Source organism: Pseudomonas sp. S37 (assembly GCF_016658545.1).
GTDB lineage: Bacteria > Pseudomonadota > Gammaproteobacteria > Pseudomonadales > Pseudomonadaceae > Aquipseudomonas.
In genome coordinates, this window is sequence record NZ_JACVZC010000005.1 from 1 (window position 1) to 19,231 (window position 19,231).

At 63.7% G+C, this 19,231-nt stretch carries 13 protein-coding genes and 1 pseudogene; 7 read left to right on the forward strand and 7 right to left on the reverse strand.

Features of this window, described 5'->3' with window-relative positions:
* Positions 1 to 121: 121 nt before the first annotated feature.
* Entirely contained in the window at positions 122 to 2,101 is a 1,980-nt protein-coding gene (locus IAE39_RS03245; protein ID WP_201199358.1) for a DUF4034 domain-containing protein, read from the reverse strand.
* 256 nt (positions 2,102 to 2,357) lie between these two features.
* Between IAE39_RS03245 and IAE39_RS03250 the strand changes: the two genes are divergently transcribed.
* Positions 2,358 to 3,848, forward strand: a complete 1,491-nt coding sequence (locus tag IAE39_RS03250) for a YifB family Mg chelatase-like AAA ATPase (protein WP_201199359.1) — start codon at positions 2,358 to 2,360, stop codon at positions 3,846 to 3,848.
* Between the two features lie 115 nt (positions 3,849 to 3,963).
* Here the strand turns inward: IAE39_RS03250 and IAE39_RS03255 are convergent, their stop codons facing one another.
* The 3 genes from IAE39_RS03255 to IAE39_RS03265 all read right to left on the reverse strand — a co-directional run bounded on the left by IAE39_RS03255 (position 3,964) and on the right by IAE39_RS03265 (position 5,956).
* A complete protein-coding gene (locus tag IAE39_RS03255) occupies positions 3,964 to 4,392 on the reverse strand; it encodes a DoxX family protein (protein ID WP_201199360.1) in 429 nt (142 codons plus the stop codon).
* 206 nt (positions 4,393 to 4,598) lie between these two features.
* Positions 4,599 to 4,967 carry a response regulator transcription factor gene (locus IAE39_RS03260; RefSeq protein WP_201199361.1) on the reverse strand — a complete coding sequence of 123 codons (369 nt, stop codon included), beginning with the start codon at positions 4,965 to 4,967 and terminating at the stop codon, positions 4,599 to 4,601.
* Entirely contained in the window at positions 4,964 to 5,956 is a 993-nt protein-coding gene (locus IAE39_RS03265; RefSeq protein ID WP_201199362.1) for a response regulator, read from the reverse strand. The genes IAE39_RS03260 and IAE39_RS03265 overlap by 4 nt, the downstream gene beginning before the upstream one ends.
* Before the next feature lie 240 nt (positions 5,957 to 6,196).
* Between IAE39_RS03265 and IAE39_RS03270 the strand changes: the two genes are divergently transcribed.
* On the forward strand, positions 6,197 to 11,245 hold the full coding sequence (locus IAE39_RS03270; protein ID WP_201199363.1) for a trifunctional serine/threonine-protein kinase/ATP-binding protein/sensor histidine kinase: 5,049 nt from the start codon (positions 6,197 to 6,199) through the stop codon (positions 11,243 to 11,245).
* Between the two features lie 116 nt (positions 11,246 to 11,361).
* Here IAE39_RS03270 and ycaC (IAE39_RS03275) read toward each other — a convergent pair whose 3' ends face one another.
* Together ycaC (IAE39_RS03275) and IAE39_RS03280 are read right to left on the reverse strand one after the other, a co-directional pair.
* The gene (ycaC, locus tag IAE39_RS03275) at positions 11,362 to 11,988 is read right to left on the reverse strand and encodes an isochorismate family cysteine hydrolase YcaC (RefSeq protein ID WP_060498171.1); all 627 of its coding nucleotides are present in this window, start codon (positions 11,986 to 11,988) and stop codon (positions 11,362 to 11,364) included.
* 73 nt (positions 11,989 to 12,061) lie between these two features.
* Positions 12,062 to 12,424, reverse strand: a complete 363-nt coding sequence (locus IAE39_RS03280) for a helix-turn-helix domain-containing protein (RefSeq protein WP_201199366.1) — start codon at positions 12,422 to 12,424, stop codon at positions 12,062 to 12,064.
* A 137-nt stretch (positions 12,425 to 12,561) separates the two neighbouring features.
* Between IAE39_RS03280 and IAE39_RS03285 the strand changes: the two genes are divergently transcribed.
* The 4 genes and pseudogenes from IAE39_RS03285 to IAE39_RS03300 all read left to right on the forward strand — a co-directional run bounded on the left by IAE39_RS03285 (position 12,562) and on the right by IAE39_RS03300 (position 17,019).
* A complete protein-coding gene (locus IAE39_RS03285; protein WP_201199368.1) occupies positions 12,562 to 13,533 on the forward strand; it encodes a GlxA family transcriptional regulator in 972 nt (323 codons plus the stop codon).
* A 244-nt stretch (positions 13,534 to 13,777) separates the two neighbouring features.
* The gene (locus IAE39_RS03290) at positions 13,778 to 15,565 is read left to right on the forward strand and encodes a monovalent cation:proton antiporter-2 (CPA2) family protein (protein ID WP_201199378.1); all 1,788 of its coding nucleotides are present in this window, start codon (positions 13,778 to 13,780) and stop codon (positions 15,563 to 15,565) included.
* Positions 15,566 to 15,975: 410 nt separating this feature from the next.
* Positions 15,976 to 16,268, forward strand: a pseudogene (locus tag IAE39_RS03295) (hypothetical protein).
* A 172-nt stretch (positions 16,269 to 16,440) separates the two neighbouring features.
* Positions 16,441 to 17,019, forward strand: a complete 579-nt coding sequence (locus tag IAE39_RS03300) for a PBECR2 nuclease fold domain-containing protein (RefSeq protein ID WP_201199380.1) — start codon at positions 16,441 to 16,443, stop codon at positions 17,017 to 17,019.
* A gap of 195 nt (positions 17,020 to 17,214) precedes the next feature.
* On the opposite strand, the gene ycaC (IAE39_RS03305) is transcribed toward IAE39_RS03300, so the two are convergent.
* Complete coding sequence (gene ycaC / locus IAE39_RS03305) at positions 17,215 to 17,844, reverse strand: isochorismate family cysteine hydrolase YcaC (protein WP_201199382.1); 630 nt, start codon at positions 17,842 to 17,844, stop codon at positions 17,215 to 17,217.
* A gap of 276 nt (positions 17,845 to 18,120) precedes the next feature.
* Between ycaC (IAE39_RS03305) and IAE39_RS03310 the strand changes: the two genes are divergently transcribed.
* Positions 18,121 to 19,032 carry a LysR substrate-binding domain-containing protein gene (locus IAE39_RS03310; protein ID WP_201199385.1) on the forward strand — a complete coding sequence of 304 codons (912 nt, stop codon included), beginning with the start codon at positions 18,121 to 18,123 and terminating at the stop codon, positions 19,030 to 19,032.
* Positions 19,033 to 19,231: the final 199 nt, after the last annotated feature.

Below are 19,231 nucleotides of genomic sequence, written 5' to 3' on the forward strand. Positions count from 1 at the left end.
GCCTTGTGTCGCGATCGGGCCGCAAAGCGGCCCCGGCAATGTGTGCAGTGTCGCTGGAACCCGGGGGCTGCTTTGCAGCCCGATCGCGACACAAGGCCGCTCCTACAAAGCCTGCGCGAGTTCACGCAGGCGGCAGCTCACTGGCATGCAAGGTGCCGCGGAAAAGCGCTGCACCACACTGGGTAAACAAGGTTTTCACCCGGTTATGCGAATTGAGGATCTCGGCCTGTATGTCCTCGATAGCCGTGTCCCCCGGCTGCAAGTTCGCCGCACGGTTAACCCATTCGATGGCAGCAAAGCGGCTTTGCTTGCGGGTACCATGCCCCTGCATCCAGGCTAACCCCAGCTCGGCACTGGCACGCGCGGCAATACCCGGGTCCGGGTGCTCGACCAGGCTCAACAGGTAGGCCACCGCCTCGGCCCGCTCCTGCGGTTCGCCAAACTGGCGCAGCAGCATGCCCAGATGCAAACGCGCACGGGCATTGGTCTGCGCATTGTCCAGTGCATCAACCAACAGGCGCCTTACGGCCAGCATTGCACTGCGCTCGCTCAGGTCTTCGTCCCCCTCCATGCGCAGGCAAGCCAGGTTGTATTTGGCCCGGCGGCTGCCCGCCTCTACGGCGCGCAACAGCCAATATTCGGCGGCCTCGTCGTCCAGGTAATGCTCCGGAGTATTGCCCAGACCGCCATGGTGCAACTCGTACAAACCGAGGGCCGCCCCCGGCAGGTTCAGTTCGGCACAGCGTTCATACAGGTAACACGCCACCTCATGCCGGTTGGCAACCCACAGCAGGCGCGCCACTGCCAGCACCTCGAAGCCCGGCGCCTGGCCCGCTTGCTGGCGCTTCACCGCCCGCTGCGACCATACCCGGGCCTGCTCGGCCGAGCGCGGCAGCCCCCACAAGCCAAAGCGGTGACCGGCGGCACGCAATGCACAGGCGCCCGCATGCGAACGGCCATCGCACAGGCGCTCGATGGCACGACGCAACAACTGCTGTTCATCTGCCCTGCCATCGCGCAGTATCAGCTTGGCCAGGCAATGGAAGGGCTCACCCATGGCCTGGATCGCACCGTGATCGGCATTGCACGCCAGGCTCGCCGCAAAGTCGCGCATGGCGCCGGCCTGATCGTGTAATGCACTGCTGTGCAGCGCGCCTCGCCAGGCCAGCAGCAACGCGCGCTCCCTGGGCCTCAGCTGGCGTTGTGACCAGGCATCGAACAACTGCTGCCAATCGGCGACAGCTTGCAGCTGGTCGGCATGGGGCAACACCAGCCGCTCTTCGACCGCCATCCAGCGCAATGCGTTACGCAGGCTTTCGTCCCAGGTTGCGCACAATGGGCCATTGGCCAATAGTTCAAGCGCGTCAGCGCTGGCCCCCCAGCGCGGCAGCAGGTAGACAGCAAGGGCCTGAATGGCTTCGAAGCAAGCAGGGCGCGCGACCAGTGCATGGCGTAGCCAGTAATAGCGGGCGTCCTGGTTTTCATGCTCGACCCGCCTGGCCAAGCATGCTGGCAACCCCTGTGGCAGCTCGGCCAAGGGCATCACCCCATGTTTCACCAGCATCGGCGCTGCGGCTTCCTGCACCTCCACATCAGCATGGGCGCTGGGCCTGGAGCGCGCAGGCTGCCCCTGAAACAGTTCGACCAACCAGCCAGGCTCGCGCAGCTGCGCACTGATACGCAGCATGCCAATGGCCGCTGCCACCGGTTGCGCAGAACGGTCCATGGCACGCAACAAGTGCGCAGCCGCGGTTTCACCTATTTGCTCGACGGCCAGCGTGCGTGCTGCGCTGCGCGGGCCATTGCCCTGTACCTGGCAAGCCCGGTGGAAACAGTGCATACCCATTACCACCTGCGGGTGGTAGGCCTTGGGGCAGGCGTCGATCCAGGCTTTGAGCACCAGGCTCAGGGCTTTGTCGCCGTGGTTATCCACGTCGGCCAACAGGTGCCCTTCGATGGCCGCCAGATAGGCGGGAAACTCGCCAGGCGGGGCCTGATGCCATTGCGCCTGGAGGCTGTCGAAAAAGCGGTTGAGTTCAACGAATGCACTGGCCTGCACCAGTTCGCGGATTACCTGGCGAGTGCGGGTAAGCGTTTGCACGGAGCAATACCCCAAATCCATTTGAAAGAAGACGCGGTGCCATTCCATGGCAACTGCAGTTGCCTGATAACACTAAGCCATACCCGGCACCTGCGCAAAGGCTATTGGATCCATTTTTGCCGGGCAACCTGAAAAGACAGGAAAAAACCCTGCCTTGAAAAACCACGACGCACACTTGTTGCGCCTGCCGTGGCCGCGCTGGCTATTCTATGCACAGCCGCAGGAAGCGGCCCCTGTCAGCGACAACGGAGCGTCCATGTCCCTAGCCCTCGTCCATAGCCGCGCCCAGGTGGGCGTGCAGGCACCCGCCGTCAGCGTCGAAACCCACCTCACCAATGGCCTGCCCCATCTCACCCTGGTCGGCCTGCCAGAAACCACGGTCAAGGAAAGCAAGGACCGGGTACGCAGCGCCATCGTCAATTCCGGGTTGAAGTACCCGCAACGGCGCATCACCCAGAACCTCGCCCCTGCCGACCTGCCCAAGGATGGCGGGCGTTACGACCTGGCCATCGCCCTGGGCATCCTCGCCGCCGACGGCCAGGTGCCAAGCGCCATACTGGCCGACGTCGAGTGCCTGGGCGAACTGGCACTGTCTGGCAAGTTGCGCCCGGTGCAGGGCGTGCTGCCGGCAGCACTGGCAGCACGCGAAGCAGGCCGGGCGCTGGTGGTGCCCCGGGAAAATGCCGAAGAAGCCAGCCTGGCCGGCGGCCTGGTGGTGTATGCGGTGGGCCACCTGCTGGAGCTGGTCGCCCACCTTAACGGCCAGGTGCCACTGCCGCCCTATGCGGCCAACGGCTTGATCCTGCAACAACGGCCCTACCCGGACCTGAGCGAAGTGCAGGGCCAGCTGGCGGCCAAGCGTGCTTTGTTGCTGGCGGCGGCGGGGGCGCACAACCTGCTATTCACCGGGCCACCCGGCACCGGCAAGACCTTGCTCGCCAGCCGTCTGCCTGGGCTGTTGCCACCGCTGGACGAGCACGAGGCGCTGGAAGTGGCGGCGATCCAGTCGGTCAGCGGGCATGCGCCGCTGAATAGCTGGCCACAGCGACCGTTTCGCCACCCCCACCACTCCGCCTCCGGCCCGGCGCTGGTCGGTGGCAGCAGCCGGCCGCAACCCGGTGAGATCACCCTCGCCCACCATGGCGTGCTGTTTCTCGATGAATTGCCGGAGTTCGAGCGGCGCGTGCTGGAAGTATTGCGCGAGCCGCTGGAGTCAGGTGAGATCGTGATTGCCCGGGCCCGCGACAAGGTGCGTTTCCCCGCTCGCTTCCAGCTGGTGGCAGCGATGAATCCCTGCCCCTGTGGCTACCTGGGCGACCCTACCGGGCGCTGCCGCTGCAGCACCGAGCAGATCGCGCGCTATCGCAACAAACTGTCCGGGCCACTGCTGGACCGCATTGACCTGCACCTGACCGTGGCCCGCGAAAGCACGACGTTGAACAACCAGCCTTGCGGTGAAACCAGTGCCGATGTTGCCGTCAGGGTGGCCGCGGCGCGGGAGCTGCAGCACAAACGGCAAGGGTGTGCGAATGCGTTTTTAAACCTGGAAGGGCTACGCCGACATTGCAGATTGGCGGCAGCGGACCAGGTCTGGCTGGAAGGTGCCTGTGAACGGCTTACCCTGTCATTGCGAGCGGCGCACCGGTTGTTGAAGGTGGCGCGGACGCTGGCAGATCTGGAGGGATGCGAGGCAATTGGCCGGGCGCATCTGGCCGAGGCTCTGCAGTACCGACCGGGGAGCAGTTAGATTGCCGGGGCTGCTCTGCAGCCCATCGCGACGCAAGGCCGCTCCTACAAGGAACGCGATAGCCTGTAGGAGCGGCCTTGCGTCGCGATGGGCCGCAAAGCGGCCCCAGAATTCATCAGGCAATCTTGCTCTGCCAGATAAGTGCAGACAGTGAATACGCCCCCGGCCCGGTCAAGGCCAGCCCGCCATAAAGCGCCACCAGCAACCAGGCAAATTGCCCCTGCTCCAGCGTCCAGTCCGGGTGCACCACCACCAGCGCCACCAGCAAGACCGCCAGCACCGGCAGGCAAGCCAGGCGGGCGGCGATCCCCAGCAGCAGCAACAGCGGGCAAAGCACTTCGGCAAAAATCGCCAGGCCCAAGGTCAGCGGCGCTCCCAAGCCGAAGGGGTCTTCAATGCGCTGCAACTCCCCGCTCCAGTCCAGCAGCTTGGGTAGGCCGTGAATGAAGAGCAGCAGGAAGGCGGCCGTTATCCGCATGAACAGTAGGCCGAGGGCGGTCAGGGTTGGGGATTGAGGGTCGAGGAAGGCTTTCAGGCGTGGCATGGCTAGGGGCTCGCTAATCGATCAACCGGTGGAGCATGGCGCGTTTGCCCATTGATTGATTGCGCGGGTGTGCTGAGGCAAGTAATAAAGCTGACGGCCTCTTCGCGGGTGAACCCGCTCCTACATGGGGCCAGCACAGCTTCAGAGATTATCGATACCCCTGTAGGAGCGGGTTTACCCGCGAAGAGGCCAGTCCAGGCAGCACCTTACCAACTGCCAGCCAACGCCTCTTCAACCACCCTCAACAACACCTCTTCAGAAAACGGCTTGGCCAGACAGGCCAGCGCCCCTTGCCCCATCGCCGCCTGCACCGCACCCTCATCCCAATGCGCCGACATGCAGATCACCGGTACCGAGCACTGCAGCCGCGCCAGCTCACGCTGCACCGCCAACCCATTCATCCCCGACATCTTCAGGTCGAGCAACACGCAACCGGCCTGGTGGAGCAGCTCGGAGGCCAGAAACACATCGCCGGCAGCAAACGACAAGGTCTCGAACCCGGCCGAACGCAACAGGTTGGCCAGGCTTTTGCGCACCGAAGCATCGTCGTCGACGATGCACACCCATCTGATCATGCGCCAGCCAAGCCCTCGGGCGGTGTACCAATCACGTTGTGCATGGCCACCAACTCCACCAGCGAGCGGGACTGCATCTTGTTCATGATGTTCTTCTTGTGCACCTTGGTGGTCACCTCGCTGGTGCCAATCTGCCGGGCAATCTGCTTGTGCGACAAGCCATCCACCACCAGCGAGAACACCTGGCGCTCACGCGGGGTCAGGCGCTGGTACTTTTCTTCGACCTGCCGCGCATGGCGCCATTTGCGCCCATCGACCACGGCCCGCTGGCGCACCACCTGCAGCAGCGCCAGCAACTGGTCTTCGTCAAAAGGCTTGGTCAGGAACTCCACGGCACCGGCACGCATGGCCTGCACGGTCATCGGAATGGTGCCGAAGCCAGTCATGAACACGATTGGCCAGGGCAGCGCCAGCCGGCGCAGCGTGTCCTGCACGTCCAGGCCGGTGGTATCAGGCAGGTGCATGTCCAGCAGCAGGCAGGCATAGGGGGTTTCCAGGCGGGCTTCGAACAACGCCTCGGCACTGGCAAACAGATGATGCGCAATATCCTGCGAGCGCAGCAGGCGGCCCAGCGCCGTGCGTACCGACGGGTCATCGTCCACCACCAGTACCGGCACGTCCGCGCTGTCGCCCGACGGTTCAAGGTTGTCGGCCCCCGCGCGCAACGGCAAGTGCCCCAGTGCCCGGCCAGGGGCATCGAAGCTGATCTCGGCGGCCAGGCGGTAGCCACGTCGTGGCACCGTCTGGATCAGGCCGCGGTCGGCAAAAGCCTTGCGCAGCAACGACACCTGCACCTGCAGGTTGTTGTCCTCGACCACCGTGCCGGCCCACACCTGGCTGAACAACTCGTCCTTGCCGACCACCCGGCCCTTGGCCTTGATCAGCGTGGCCAGCACCTCGAACGCACGGCCGCCCAACAGGATCGGCTTGCCGTCGAGAAACACTTCTCGCCGCTCCAGCGACACCTGGGCATTGCCTACTCGGATCATGGCTTCCTCACACGGGCACGGGCGTTTGCGCAGCCCCGGGCAGCCTAGGCCTGCGTACGCGTTCAGACAATTATCCCGAGGGATAGGTTGGCCCAACGACTATACAAGCGCCCGGCAACAGCCAGGGTACGATAACGGACAACAGCGTGCCCGTTCCTGCCAAGCCGGCTGCAACCCGCATCCGCACTGGGCCCGCTGCGTATACTCGCGCCTCTGGATGTCGCTAGCAGGGGGTGCTTTATGCTCGATGAACGCCTTGCCCACAGGCCCATCGATTTCGATCAGTCGGTCGACGAGGGCTGGCTGAACCGCTGCCAGATCACTGCATTGGGGCAGGAAGGCGAGCTCAGCTACTTTCGCCTGCACGATCCCGCTACCCAGCACGCCTGGGTCGCTGTGCGCGCGCCGCTTGAAGCCCCCGCCGCCTGCCAGCGCCTGGAACGCGATTACCGGCTGGCGCTGGACCCGCAGTGGGCGGTAATACCCTCCGCGTTCGTGCGTTCTGCCGAAGGCCCGCTGCTGGTGTATCCGGCTGGCCACTCGGTCGCCGACCTGCTTGACGACGGCCCGCTGGCTTTGGAGCCATTTCTCGACATTGCGCTGAACGCCGCGACGGCCCTGGCCCTGGCCCACCAACGCAATGTACTGCACGGTGCACTGCAGCCAGCGCACGTGTACCTGCAGGGAAACCAGCGAGTACGACTGGGTTGCTTTCGTGCCACCCCCGCCCAACTGATCAGCGAACAGGGCACGCCCCTGGGCAACTGGGCCTACCTGGCGCCCGAGCAAGTCTGCCCGCACGGCAGCAACAGCGACCAGCGAAGCGACATCTATGCCCTGGGCGCGATCCTCTACCAACTGCTGCTCGGCGAGCTGCCGCTGGTCGGGCGCGATACCCAGCACTGGCGGCAGCTGCATGCCGGTGTGCAGCCAAGGGCGGCCTGCGAAGTGGATAGCAACGTGCCGCTGCCACTGAGCAGGGTACTGAGCAAGGCGCTGGCCAAAGAGCCGGACGCCCGCTACCAGAGCGCCCACGCGCTGGCGGTGGACCTGGGCCACTGCCAGCGGCAATGGGCCGCCAACAAGCACTTGGTCGCCTTCGAGCCAGGCTGCGCCGACCCGGTCGCGGCCAATAGCACCCGCCTGTATGGCCGCAACGCTGAGCAGAAGGCCATCGCCCTGTTGCTCAAGGGCTTGCGCCGCAACAGCAAGCCACAAACGCTGCATATCAACGGCGCCGCCGGCATGGGCAAGTCGAGCCTGGTCGAGGCGGCACTGAAGGCCAACGCCGAAGGTTACTGGGCCGTCGGCAAGTGCAACAGCCTGGCCCAGGCGGTGCCCTACGCCCCCTGGGTCGAGATCCTCGGCGCGCTGACCAACCAGTTGCTGGCCAAGAACAGCCAAGACCTCGACACCTTGCGGCGTGAAATCCTGCGCCGCATCAAAGGCCACGGCCGCCTGCTCGGCAAGCTGGCGCCAGACCTGCAACTGATCCTCGGCCCCCTGCCTGAGCTGCCAGCCAAACCTACGCGCCTGGCACTGCAGAAAGAACAGCAGGCGGTCGTCGAGTTTCTTCAGGTATTCAGCCGCCCTGGCCTCCCCCTGGTGCTGTTCCTTGACGACACGCAGTGGGTCGATGACGCCTCCCGGCAGCTACTGGCACAACTGCTGGCAAACACGCCCGGCAACCTGCTGTTGATCGTAGCCCGGCGTAATGACACCCACGCCAACCATGCGCCACTTGCCGTCCCCGCCACGGTGCACAGCACCACCCTGAACTTGCGCCCGCTGGCCGTTGGGGCAGTGGCCGAGCTGATCGGCGAACGCTACCACGTCGACCCCGGCGCGGCGTTGCAACTGGCCGAGCAGGTACACGAGAAGACGGCTGGCAACCCGTTCTTCATCAACCAGATTCTCAGGGCCATGGTCGAGGACCAGCTGTTCACCTTCGACACCCAGGCCATGCGCTGGTCATGGTGCCCGCAGGCTGTAGCCCGGCACCGCTACTCCGACAATGTTGCCGACCTGATGATCCACCGCCTGGCGCGCCTGCCCGCGCCACAGCGCGATGTGCTGCGCATTGCCAGTGCAGCGGGTAACCGATGTGATGAAGCCGTACTGCGCCTGGCCCTTGGGCATGCACCGGGTGATCCGTTGCAGGCCTTGATTGGCGCGGGCTTTCTGCTTTCGGGCCCGAACGGCCTGGGCTTTGTTCATGACCGGGTGCTGGAGGCGGCTTACGAGCTGACGCCGGTGCAAGCGCGCGAATCGCTGCATGCACACATTGCCCTGGCCATGCTCCGGGCCTGGCCAGAGCGTTTGCATGAGCTGCTGTTCGAGATCACCCATCAGTTGCAACGCGCCAGCCCCTGCGGGTTTGCCACGGATGACCGCGCAGTGTTCCTGCAGCTGTTGCACGAAGCGGCATTGCGCGCGCGCGACAGCGGCGCCTATGAACAGGCCGCCGGCTACCTGCACACGGCCGAACAGCTGCTAAACCACGGCAGCACGCTGCAAAGCCGCATCACGCTTGGCTTTGCCATTTGCAGCATGGCCGCGGAGTGCGACTTGCAGCTAGCGCGCGTGGCCGCCGCCGAGGTCCAGCTCAGCGAGTGCCGCCAGCGCGCACGCTCGACCCTGGACCGGGCCAGGGTGTGTCAGCTGCAGGCACGCCTTGATACCTTGCAGGGCGACCATCAGGCAGCCATTGGCAGCGCGCTGTCCGGCCTGGAGATGCTGGGCATCCACCTGGCTCTGGGCCTTGACCCGCAACAGGTGGACGCCAGCCATGCCCGCGTGCAGGCCTTGATCGAGCAGCAAGGCCGCCACTGCCTGGAATCGCTACCGCGCACCGATTCGGAACACGTGGCACTGGCAATCGGCTTGCTGGCCACCCTGTCGTCATCATTCCTGGTGCAGGACGACCTGTGCTTCCTGCACCTGGCCAAGCTCATGGAACTGTCGCTGTTGCATGGCGTGGCCCCGGGCAGCACCTACGGCCTGGCCTGGTACGGGGTGATGCGCGCCGAACGCTTCGGCGCTTACCACGATGGCCACGCCTACTGCCTGGCTGCGCTCAAGCTCATCGAGCGCCACGGTTTCGAGGCGGACCTGAGCAGCGCGCTACTGGCCCTTGACCAGGTCAGCGCGTGGACCTCGCCCATGGAATTCGCCCGCCGCACAGCGCTTGAGGCCGTTGAGTCGGCGCACCTGAGTGGTGACCTGGCGATGAGCTGCCACGCCTGCAACCACCTGGTTTCCGACTCGCTGATCATGGGCCGCTACCTACCGGAGGTGGCCGAGGAAATAGCACAAGGCCTGGCCACCGTGCGCCGCCATGGCTACCGCGATGTCGAACAGATCCTGCTGGCCCAGCAGGCGTTCGTCGCCCACCTCAGCGGCACGCCCTGCCCGGCCGCGGTCGCGCCCTCGCATTCGCCCACCACGCGGTTCTTCCAGCATCTGTTCGACGGCATGTGCGCCTTCTACCTGGGCAACCACCCGACGGCCATGCGCAACCTGGCCCAGGCCGGTGACTACGCCTGGGCCGCGCCGGTGCACATCAACCTGGCCGACTACCACCTGTTCCGTGGCCTGGCCCTGGGCAGCCCGGAGGCCCCCGGCAACCTTGCCGACAAGCTGGGTGAGTTGCAGGCCCTGCGTGAGCGGTTTGGCCACTGGGCCGGCTTCAACCCCGCCACCTTCCGCAACAAACTGCTGCTGATCGAAGGGGTGATCGCCAAGCTGGAGGGTGACGGGCTGGCCGCCATCCGCTGCTTCGACCAGGCGCAGATCGCCGCCACCGCCGCCGGGTTCATCCACGAACAGGCACTGGCCCACGAACAACTGGCCGAGGTGTGCATCCCCAGCGGCCTGATCTCCGGTGCCAACCTGCACCTGCGCATCGCCCGTGACTGCTTCCATATCTGGGGCGCCACCGGCAAGGTGCACCAGCTGGAGACGCTGCACCCGTTCTTGCGTACCCAGCCGATCCAGGAAACCCAACGCGCCACCCACCAGGCCAGGCTGGACCTTGAGGCCGGTATCGAAGCCGCGCGGGCGTTGTCCGAAGAAGTGCTGCTCGAAGGCCTGATCGAAACCCTGATGGGCCACCTGACCCAGCATTCCGGCGCCGACCACGGTGCCTTGCTGATCGTCAGTGGCGCCGAATTCCAGATGGCCGCCCTTGCCTACATCGACGATGCCGGGCTGCACGTGAGCATGGACAACTGCCAGAAGTTCATGACCCAGGCGCCGCTGTCGGTGATCAACACCACCATGCGCACGCGCAAGCCGCTGGTACTCAACGATGCCCAAAGTGAGTGCCCCGAGGCCCTCCGCCAGGAGCTCAAGGCACGCAACGCCCGCTCGGTGCTGTGCCTGCCGCTGGTACTCCAGGGCGTACTGATCGGCCTGGTGTACCTGGAAAACCGCCTGGTGCCCAACCTGTTCGGCAGCCAGCGCCTGGCCATGCTGGAAATCCTTGCATCGCAGGCCGCCGTGTCGCTGCAGACGGCCAAGTTCTATACGCGCCTGGCAGAAGACAACCAGAGCCGCGCGCAGATAGAGGCGGAACTGCGCCATTCGCGCGCAGAGCTTGCGCGCACTGCGCACCTGCAAGTCATGAACGAGCTGTCGGCGTCCATCGCCCACGAGATCAGCCAGCCACTGCTGGGCATCACCTCCAACGCCGCCGCCAGCCTGCGCTGGCTGAAACGTGCCAAACCCGACCTGGAGGAAGCGATTGCCGGCCTGGAGGACATCCGCAACGACAGCGAGCGTGCCGCCAACATCGTGCGGGCGCTGCGCTCACTGGCCAAACAGTCGCCGGTGCAACTCAAGGCAGTGAAGCTGGACGAACTGATCCGCGAGGTGGTGCGCCTGACCTCGGCCGATGCCGCCAAGGGCGCGGTGAACGTGCAGACGCGGTTGCAGGCGGGCGTGAGCGTGATGGGCGACCCGGTGCAACTGCAACAGCTGGTGTTCAACCTGATCACCAATGGCCTGGAGGCGCTGGCGGGGTATCGCAGTGATGGCGAGCTGCGGATTGCCTCGGCAGTGGTGGGTGAGCGGGTGGAGATTTGCGTGGACGACAACGGGCCGGGGATTGCGCCTGAGGAACGGGAGCGGGTATTCGGGGCGTTCTATACCACCAAGAGCAGTGGCATGGGCATGGGCCTGGCGATCTGCAACTCGGTGGTGCAGGCCCATGGTGGGCAGTTGCAGGCGCTGGTGTCGGAGCTGGGGGGCTGCCGGATTCGTTTCAGTCTGGCTGTGAGTCATTCATAGCCTGTGCCGGCCTCTTCGCGGCTAAAGCCGCTCCCACAGACACCACACAAAATTCAAATGCTGTGATGTATCTGTGGGAGCGGGTTCACCCGCGAAGAGGCCGGCACAGGTTTACATCAACGCGACGTCAACGCCGCGTAGCTGTTCATCAGGTTGCGGTAGTTGGGAATACGCTGCGACAGCAGGTTACCCAGCCCTTCAATGTCGTTGCGCCAGTCGCGGTGCAGCTCACAAGCCACCGAGAACCAGTTCATCATCTGCGCGCCCGCCTGGGTCATGCGCACCCATGCAGCCTGCTGCACGGTTTCGTTGAAGGTGCCGGAGGCATCGGTGACCACGAACACTTCAAAACCTTCCGCCAGCGCCGACAGGGTCGGGAACGCCACGCACACGTCGGTGACCACACCCGCGATGATCAGCTGCTTGCGGCCGGTGGCCTTGATCGCCTTGACGAAGTCTTCGTTGTCCCAGGCGTTGATCTGCCCTGGGCGGGCGATGTAGGGCGCGTCCGGGAACATTTCTTTCAGTTCCGGTACCAGCGGGCCGTTCGGGCCTTGCTCGAAGCTGGTGGTGAGGATGGTCGGCAGGCCAAAGAACTTGGCCAGGTCACCCAGGGCCAGCACGTTGTTCTTGAACTCGTTGGGCGAGAAGTCCTGCACCAGCGAGATCAGGCCAGTCTGGTGGTCGACCAGCAGGACCACGGCGTCGTCTTTGTTCAGGCGCTTGTAATCGGGTTGGCTCATCGGGGTGACTCCTTGGGTTGGGAAAACGGCCCGGCACTGCCCGCAAGTGGCTATACCGGCGGATAGCTTCGGCTTAAGAAATGGCTTGCGCCTGGCGCCAGGCATTCGGCGGCTGGCCGACCAGGCGGCTGAAGGCGCGGGTGAAATGGGCCTGGTCGCAAAAGCCGCACTCCAGGCTCACGTGGGTGATCGGCGCCTCGGTGGCGAGCAGGCGCTTGGCCTTTTCCATGCGCGCCAGCAGGCGCCAGGCCTGGGGCGAGAGGCCGGTATTGACCTTGAATGCGCGGGAAAAATGGCTGCGGGTGAGGTTGCACACGCCAGCGATCTCGATGATCGACAGCGAGCTGCGCAGCATCAGTTCCTTGGCTTGGCGCAAGCGCGCCGGCGTCAGTGCGCCGGGGGCTTGCAGCGGCGCTTGGGGCGTCCCAGGGTGCATGGCGACTCTCCTGTTCAGTGGGGAAAGTCTGGCCGCTGGCACATGACAAAGTCCTGAGCCAAAGCTGAATTGTTCTTAATTGTGCGCAGCGGTATACCGTAAGATGCTCGCTGTACTCAGCTACCGAGCGAACAAGCATGCAGGTAAACGCTCACCGCACCGTGGCCATGGTGCTGTTCAACGATGTGCTGTTGCTGGACGTCACTGGCCCCATGGACGCATTCGCCATCGCCAACCGGTTTTTACCTGCCGAGCGGCAATACCGGCTGCTCACCCTGGCCGAAGGGCAAGCTGCGGTGCGCGGCTCGTGCGGGCTGAAAGTGGTGGCTGACCTGCGCCTGGAGGATCTGCCAGATGCTGTCGACCTGTTGCTGGTGCCTGGCGGCCCGGGCGCCTACGACGTCGCCCTGCCGGCGATCGAGCGCTGGCTACCGCAGGCCGTGCGGGGTGCCAAGCGCTTCGGCGCCATCTGCACCGGGGTGTTCCTGCTGGGCCGGGCCGGGCTGCTGGCTGGCTATCGTTGCACCACCCACTGGAACTACGTCGAGCGGCTGGCGCGGGCGTTTCCCGAGGCCAAGGTGGAAACCGAACAGATCTACGTGATCGACCGCTGCCTGATTACCTCGGGCGGCATCACGGCGGGCATCGACCTGGCGTTGGCGGTAGTGGCCGAAGACCACGGCAAGGCGTTGGCACTGGAAGTGGCCAAGGTGCTGCTGGTGGCCCGCCACCGCCAGGGCGGGCAGACCCCGTACGGGCCGCTGCTGGCGGCGGTGCCACGGGATGATTCGCCGGTTGCCCGCGTGCAGGCGTACATCGTCGACCATATCGAGCAGGCATTCACCGTGCAGAAGATGGCCGACCTGGTGGCCATGAGCGCGCGCAACTTTGCCCGCACGTTTCAGCGTGAAGTGGGGATTACGCCGCTGCAGTACTTGCAGAACGCGCGCATCGACCGGGCGCGCAAGCTGCTTGAATGCGGCGACCTGCCGTTGAAGGTGGTGGCGGCGCAGTGCGGGTTTGGCAGTGACCGGCATATGCGCAAGGTGTTCTGCGAGCGGATTGGCATGACGCCGGCGCAATATCGGGCGCAGTTTGGTGGGGCCTGAGCCAGTGTTTTTCCTGTGCAGGCCTCTTCGCGGGTAAACCCGCTCCCACAGGGATTGCACAGGTCTGGCAAGCTCCGCTGTACCTGTAGGAGCGGGTTTACCCGCGAAGAGGCCTGCACAGGCTGTCTCATTTTTCAGGACAATCTTTCTCCCCAATGGCGGATTGTCTAACGCCACCCCGCCCCCCAGAATTGTCCGCCAAACTGTTCAAACGCTGCCCCGGCAGCTCATGGAGTACGAGCCAATGCCACACGAAGGCAGCCTTCTGCAAACCGCGGTGATCTTCCTGCTCGCCGCCGTCCTCGCCGTCCCTTTGGCCAAGCGCCTGCAACTGGGGGCCGTGCTCGGTTACCTGCTGGCCGGCGTGGTCATTGGCCCGCAAGCGCTGGGCCTGATACGCGACACCGAGAGCGTGGCGCACATCTCCGAGCTGGGCGTAGTCCTGCTGCTGTTCATCATCGGCCTGGAATTATCCCCCAAACGCCTGTGGCTGATGCGTAAATCGGTGTTCGGTGTCGGCACTGCCCAGGTGCTGCTGACCGGTGCACTGATCGGCGCCATTGCCCTGTTCGGCTTCAGCCAGACACTACCGGCCGCAATCGTGCTCGGCCTGGGCCTGGCGCTATCGTCCACCGCCCTTGGCCTGCAAAGCCTGGCCGAGAGCAAGCAGCTGAATGCCCCGCACGGGCGCCTGGCGTTTGCCATCCTGCTGTTCCAGGACATCGCCGCGATCCCGCTGATTGCTTTGGTCCCGCTGCTGGCCGCCAGTGGCCCGGACACCAGCCACGGTGACAGCCTGCAACACGGCCTGAAGGTATTTGCCAGCATCGCCGTGGTGATCATTGGCGGCCGCTACCTGCTGCGCCCGGTGTTCCGCACCGTGGCCCGTACCGGCCTGCCAGAAGTGTCTACCGCCACCGCGCTGCTGGTGGTGATCGGCACCGCCTGGCTGATGGAAGAAGCCGGCATCTCCATGGCCCTGGGCGCCTTCCTCGCCGGCCTGCTGCTGGCCGACTCGGAGTACCGCCACGAGCTGGAATCGCAGATCGAACCGTTCAAAGGCTTGCTGCTGGGGCTGTTCTTCATCAGCGTCGGCATGGGCGCCAACCTGCGCCTGCTGCTGGAAATGCCGCTGGTAGTGCTGGGCCTGACCCTGCTGCTGGTGGCGGTGAAGCTGGTGCTGCTGGTCGGCGTCGGCCGCCTGGCCGGTGGCCTGAGCGGCGCCAGCGCGCTACGCCTGGGCATGGTGCTGGCGGCCGGTGGCGAGTTCGCCTTCGTGGTGTTCAAGCTGGGCAAGGACCAAGGCCTGTTCGACACCCAGACCTACGACCTGCTGCTGATGACCATCACTCTGTCGATGGCCATTACCCCGCTGCTGATGATTGGCTGCGCCCACGCCCTCAAGCGCCCGCAAGCGGTGCGTGAAGTGCCGGAGCAATACAAGCAGATCCAGACCGATACGCCACGGGTGGTGATCGTCGGCATGGGCCGCATGGGCCAGATCGTCGCGCGCATCCTGCGGGCACAGAAGATCCCGTTCATTGCCCTGGAAACCTCGGTGGACACCATCGAGATGACACGGATGTTCGAACAGGTGCCGGTGTTCTACGGCGACCCGCTGCGCCCGGAAGTGCTGCATGCGGCCAAGGTGGGCGAGGCAGAGTACTTCATCATCACCATCGACGACCCGGAAGCCGCCATTCATACCGCAGAACGGGTGAAGCGCCTGTACCCGCACCTGAAAGTGCTGGCCCGTGCGCGTAACCGCCAGCATGTGCACAAGTTGGCGGATGTGGGGGCAGAGCCGATTCGCGAGACGTTCTATTCCAGCCTGGAAATGACCCGCCGCGCGCTGGTGGGGTTGGGTTTGAGTGATGCGCAGGCGGCGGACCGGATTGCACGATTTACCCAGCATGACGAAGAGGTGCTGGTGGCCCAGGGGCAGGTGCGCGATGACCGGGCCAAGGTGATGCAAACAGCCAAGGAGGCGCGGGTGGAGCTGGAGCGGTTGTTTGATTCGGATGCGGATTGAGGCCTTTGAGTGCATGGCTTGAGGGTTGCAGCGCCTATGAGATCGAGCGCCGCCATTACGCGAACACAGAAGAACCCATCAAAAAATCGACCGATTCTCAGCCAGGTCCTACTTCCCCGCGAACCATTTCCTACGCTCACGCCAATCCCGAGGATTTATCCTACGCACCGTGTCGACGCCCGTCTGATTGTCCGGGGGAAGCCTGCTCTCTAGGCTGACCAGGTCGCTGTCGGTTCAGCGATCGGGTGTGGAAACCCGGATGTGATGAAGGGCTGCCGTAATGGCAGTTGTGCGCGTGTGGCCGTTTGGCCAACCGGCTTGCCTTCTCACCGGTTTTCCACCCCGCGTACAACTGCCGCCTTCTGCGTGGAAACGGGTGGTTGCAGTTCAGCCCGAGAGAAGGAATTGCCATGAAAAAGATTGTCCCCAATCCACCCCTCCCCGACACAGCCCAACGCGCCTTCAACCGCTGCGATGCCGGCCACCCCCCTTGTTCACAGTAAACCCGGGCGTTTCCGCCCATGACGCCTTGGTGCATGTCGCCCAGTACCTGCGCGGAGCATACGACTGTGGCTACAAAGCCCTGGAACATCTGGACGAAACCGGCAAGAGCCTGTTCTGGAGCAACCTGAATGCAGTTGAAATGGCAGAAGGGTTGGTTGAAGCATTGTTGGAGGGGATTGAGTCGCAGCCTGTAAGTTGAAGCGCATTACATCCGCCATGAGCAGGCTGCGGTGACTGGCCTGCTCAGCCTCAATATAGGAAACGCCCTACAAAACGCGTCACCCCGCGTCTGATTGTTCAACAAAACCCTTCTCTCTAGGCTCACTTGGCCACCACCGCATCAGCGACACCCATCGCAGCCAGGTATCTCATTGAGCCCCAACCACCCAACCGCGAAAGTCGCCGAGAGCAAGGGCCAGAACAATTGGGTGGACGAAAAACTGCCCGACCTCAAAACGCTTGCGCGTGAACTGCGCGCCCAGGCTATCGAAGAACTAGCAGCTGCCGACTCGCATGACGCCGCAATTGAACTTGCTGCACAGCACTTGGGCTTGAGCAGAGAAGATGCCAGCCGGGTAATCGTCAAAAGCCCAATGGGCGACATCCTGATTCAGCGTCGCTGCATCCATCACATCGTCGAAAAGCGACAGGACGCCCGGGAACGCTATGTAAAAGTCGCTCTGGATACACTGATCGGACCATTTGAAGTGTGGCAGGTGGCATACACCAATGACACCAACAGGCTTGCCTTCATAGGCGTCTACGAGACCAAGCGGCAGATGCTGGTGGTCGTAACACTCGACAAAGGCAAAATGCTGTGGAATTTCATGCAGTGCGATGCGAAGGCTCTGAACAAGCATCGCCACGGGAAGCTGCTCTACAAGCGATACACATGCCTGCCGAGCAAAGAAAAGGGCCACTGTCACCAGTGGCCCTGTAAACATGCTTGATATTCATATACACACCCTCAAGCCGGGGTGTGGAGGTCTCACCCAACGCTGATGATTCAGCCATCGACGGGGTTCCTACGCCAACTGTTGCCGCTGAATGGCAGTTGGTTTCGCGCTCAACTGAAACGCTAACAACACTCTTGCATCAAGTCAACGATGGCGCTCAGTGGAGTCCAGCCATCAGGTTACTGGCTGTTACTTCCCCGCAGTCAACGCGTTATAGCTGGTCATCAAGTTCCGATAATCCGGAATATGGTTGGAGCACAGCGCCGCCAGCCCTTCCACATCATTGCGCCAGTCGCGGTGCAGCTCACAGGCCACACCAAACCAGGTCATCATCTGCGCCCCTGCCTGGCTCATGCGGTCATGCGCTGCATCACGGGTCATTTCATTGAAAGTGCCAGAAGCATCGGTCACCACGAACACTTCAAATTCTTCTTCCAAAGCCGACAGCGCCGGAAACGCCACACAAACCTCAGTCACCACACCCGCAATGATCAGCTGCTTCTTGCCAGTTGCCTTCACCGCCTTGACGAAGTCTTCGTTGTCCCAGGCATTGATCTGGCCTGGGCGGGCGATGTACGGCGCGTCCGGGAACAGTTCCTTCAGCTCGGGTACCAGCGGACCGTTGGGGCCTTGTTCGAAGCTGGTGGTGAGGATGGTCGGCAGGTTGAAGAACTTGGCCAGGTCAGCCAGGGCCAGCACGTTGTTCTTGAACTTGTCCGGCTCGATGTCACGCACCAGCGACAGCAGGCCAGCCTGGTGGTCGACCAGCAGTACGGCGGCGTCGTCTTTGTTCAGGCGGTTGTAGGTGAATTTGCTCATGGTCTGTGCTCCTAAGGGTTATGAATTTTTCAGCAATTCGGGGTGTTTCGCGTTGATGGGCACAGATTAAAATCATCACCTTTGCGGCGGTAGTTAGCAGAATCTGGCTTTAGCGTTCCGTTTTGTGAACGATGGATTTGTAGGGTTGTGCCGGCCTCTTCGCGGCTAAAGCCGCTCCCACAGGTGCACAAGTCTCAGGACCTGTGGTGATCCTGTGGGAGCGGGTTTACCCGCGAAGAGGCCGGCACAGGCAACCGAATACCCGGAGACCGATCATTGGAAGACCTCAACTCCCTCTACTACTTCACCCAGGTAGTCGAACACGGCGGCTTCGCCCCGGCCGGGCGGGCGCTGGACATGCCCAAGTCGAAGCTCAGTCGGCGCATCGCCGACCTGGAGGACCGCCTGGGCGTGCGCCTGTTGCACCGCACCAGCCGCCACTGCTCACTCACCGAGATTGGCCAGGCCTACTACAACCGCTGCCTGGCCATGCGCGTGGAGGCCGAAGGCGCGGCGGAGATCATCGAACGCAACCGCAGCGAACCGCGCGGGCTGGTGCGCATCAGTTGCCCGACCACCCTGCTCAACTCCTGGGTCGGGCCGATGCTGACCCGCTACATGCTCAAGTACCCGCAGGTGGAGCTGTTCATCGAAAGTACCAACCGCCGCGTCGACCTGCTGCACGAGGGCTTCGACATCGCCCTGCGGGTGCGCTTTCCACCGTTGGAAAACACCGACATGGTGATGAAGGTGCTGAGCAACAGCACCCAGTGCCTGGTTGGCCAGCCGCAGTACCTGGAGCAACTGCCCAAGGGTTTTGACCCGCAGTTGCTCGGCACCCTGCCGAGCGTGCACTGGGGAAGTGCCCAGCGGGAGTACCAGTGGGAGCTGTTTCAGGGCGAGGACACCAGTCGCAGCATTGTCATCCCGCATACCCCGCGCATGGTCACCGACGACCTGTTTGCCTTGCGCCATTTCGTGGTGGCCGGGGTGGGGATTGCGCATTTGCCGCGGGTGGCGGTACGCGAGGACCTGGCCGCGGGGCGGCTGGTGGAGCTGATCCCGGACTGGCACCCGCGGTGTGGCATCGTGCATGCGATTTTCCCGTCGCGGCGTGGGTTGCTGCCTTCGGTGCGGGCATTGATCGATCATCTGGCTGAGGAGTTTGCGATCAGCGATATGGCTTGATTTGGTTGCCGCCTGTACCGGCCCTTTCGCGGGTGAACCCGCTCCCACAGTGTTCACCACAGGGCAGAATACTGTGTAGTGCCTGTGGGAGCGGCTTTAGCCGCGAAAGGGCCGGTCCAGGAAATGCAAATTTCATCCAGCACACCCTTACAAGACCCCTGGCCTATCCTTCACCCACACTCCCGGATCATCCCCCGGA

Excerpts from the sequence above, each read along its gene's own strand:
- IAE39_RS03250 (WP_201199359.1), top strand. The coding sequence starts at position 2,358 with ATGTCCCTAGCCCTCGTCCATAGCCGCGCCCAGGTGGGCGTGCAGGCA.
- IAE39_RS03255 (WP_201199360.1), bottom strand. The coding sequence starts at position 4,392 with ATGCCACGCCTGAAAGCCTTCCTCGACCCTCAATCCCCAACCCTGACC.
- IAE39_RS03260 (WP_201199361.1), bottom strand. The coding sequence starts at position 4,967 with ATGATCAGATGGGTGTGCATCGTCGACGACGATGCTTCGGTGCGCAAA.
- IAE39_RS03265 (WP_201199362.1), bottom strand. The coding sequence starts at position 5,956 with ATGATCCGAGTAGGCAATGCCCAGGTGTCGCTGGAGCGGCGAGAAGTG.
- IAE39_RS03270 (WP_201199363.1), top strand. The coding sequence starts at position 6,197 with ATGCTCGATGAACGCCTTGCCCACAGGCCCATCGATTTCGATCAGTCG.
- ycaC (WP_060498171.1), bottom strand. The coding sequence starts at position 11,988 with ATGAGCCAACCCGATTACAAGCGCCTGAACAAAGACGACGCCGTGGTC.
- IAE39_RS03280 (WP_201199366.1), bottom strand. The coding sequence starts at position 12,424 with ATGCACCCTGGGACGCCCCAAGCGCCGCTGCAAGCCCCCGGCGCACTG.
- IAE39_RS03285 (WP_201199368.1), top strand. The coding sequence starts at position 12,562 with ATGCAGGTAAACGCTCACCGCACCGTGGCCATGGTGCTGTTCAACGAT.
- IAE39_RS03290 (WP_201199378.1), top strand. The coding sequence starts at position 13,778 with ATGCCACACGAAGGCAGCCTTCTGCAAACCGCGGTGATCTTCCTGCTC.
- ycaC (WP_201199382.1), bottom strand. The coding sequence starts at position 17,844 with ATGAGCAAATTCACCTACAACCGCCTGAACAAAGACGACGCCGCCGTA.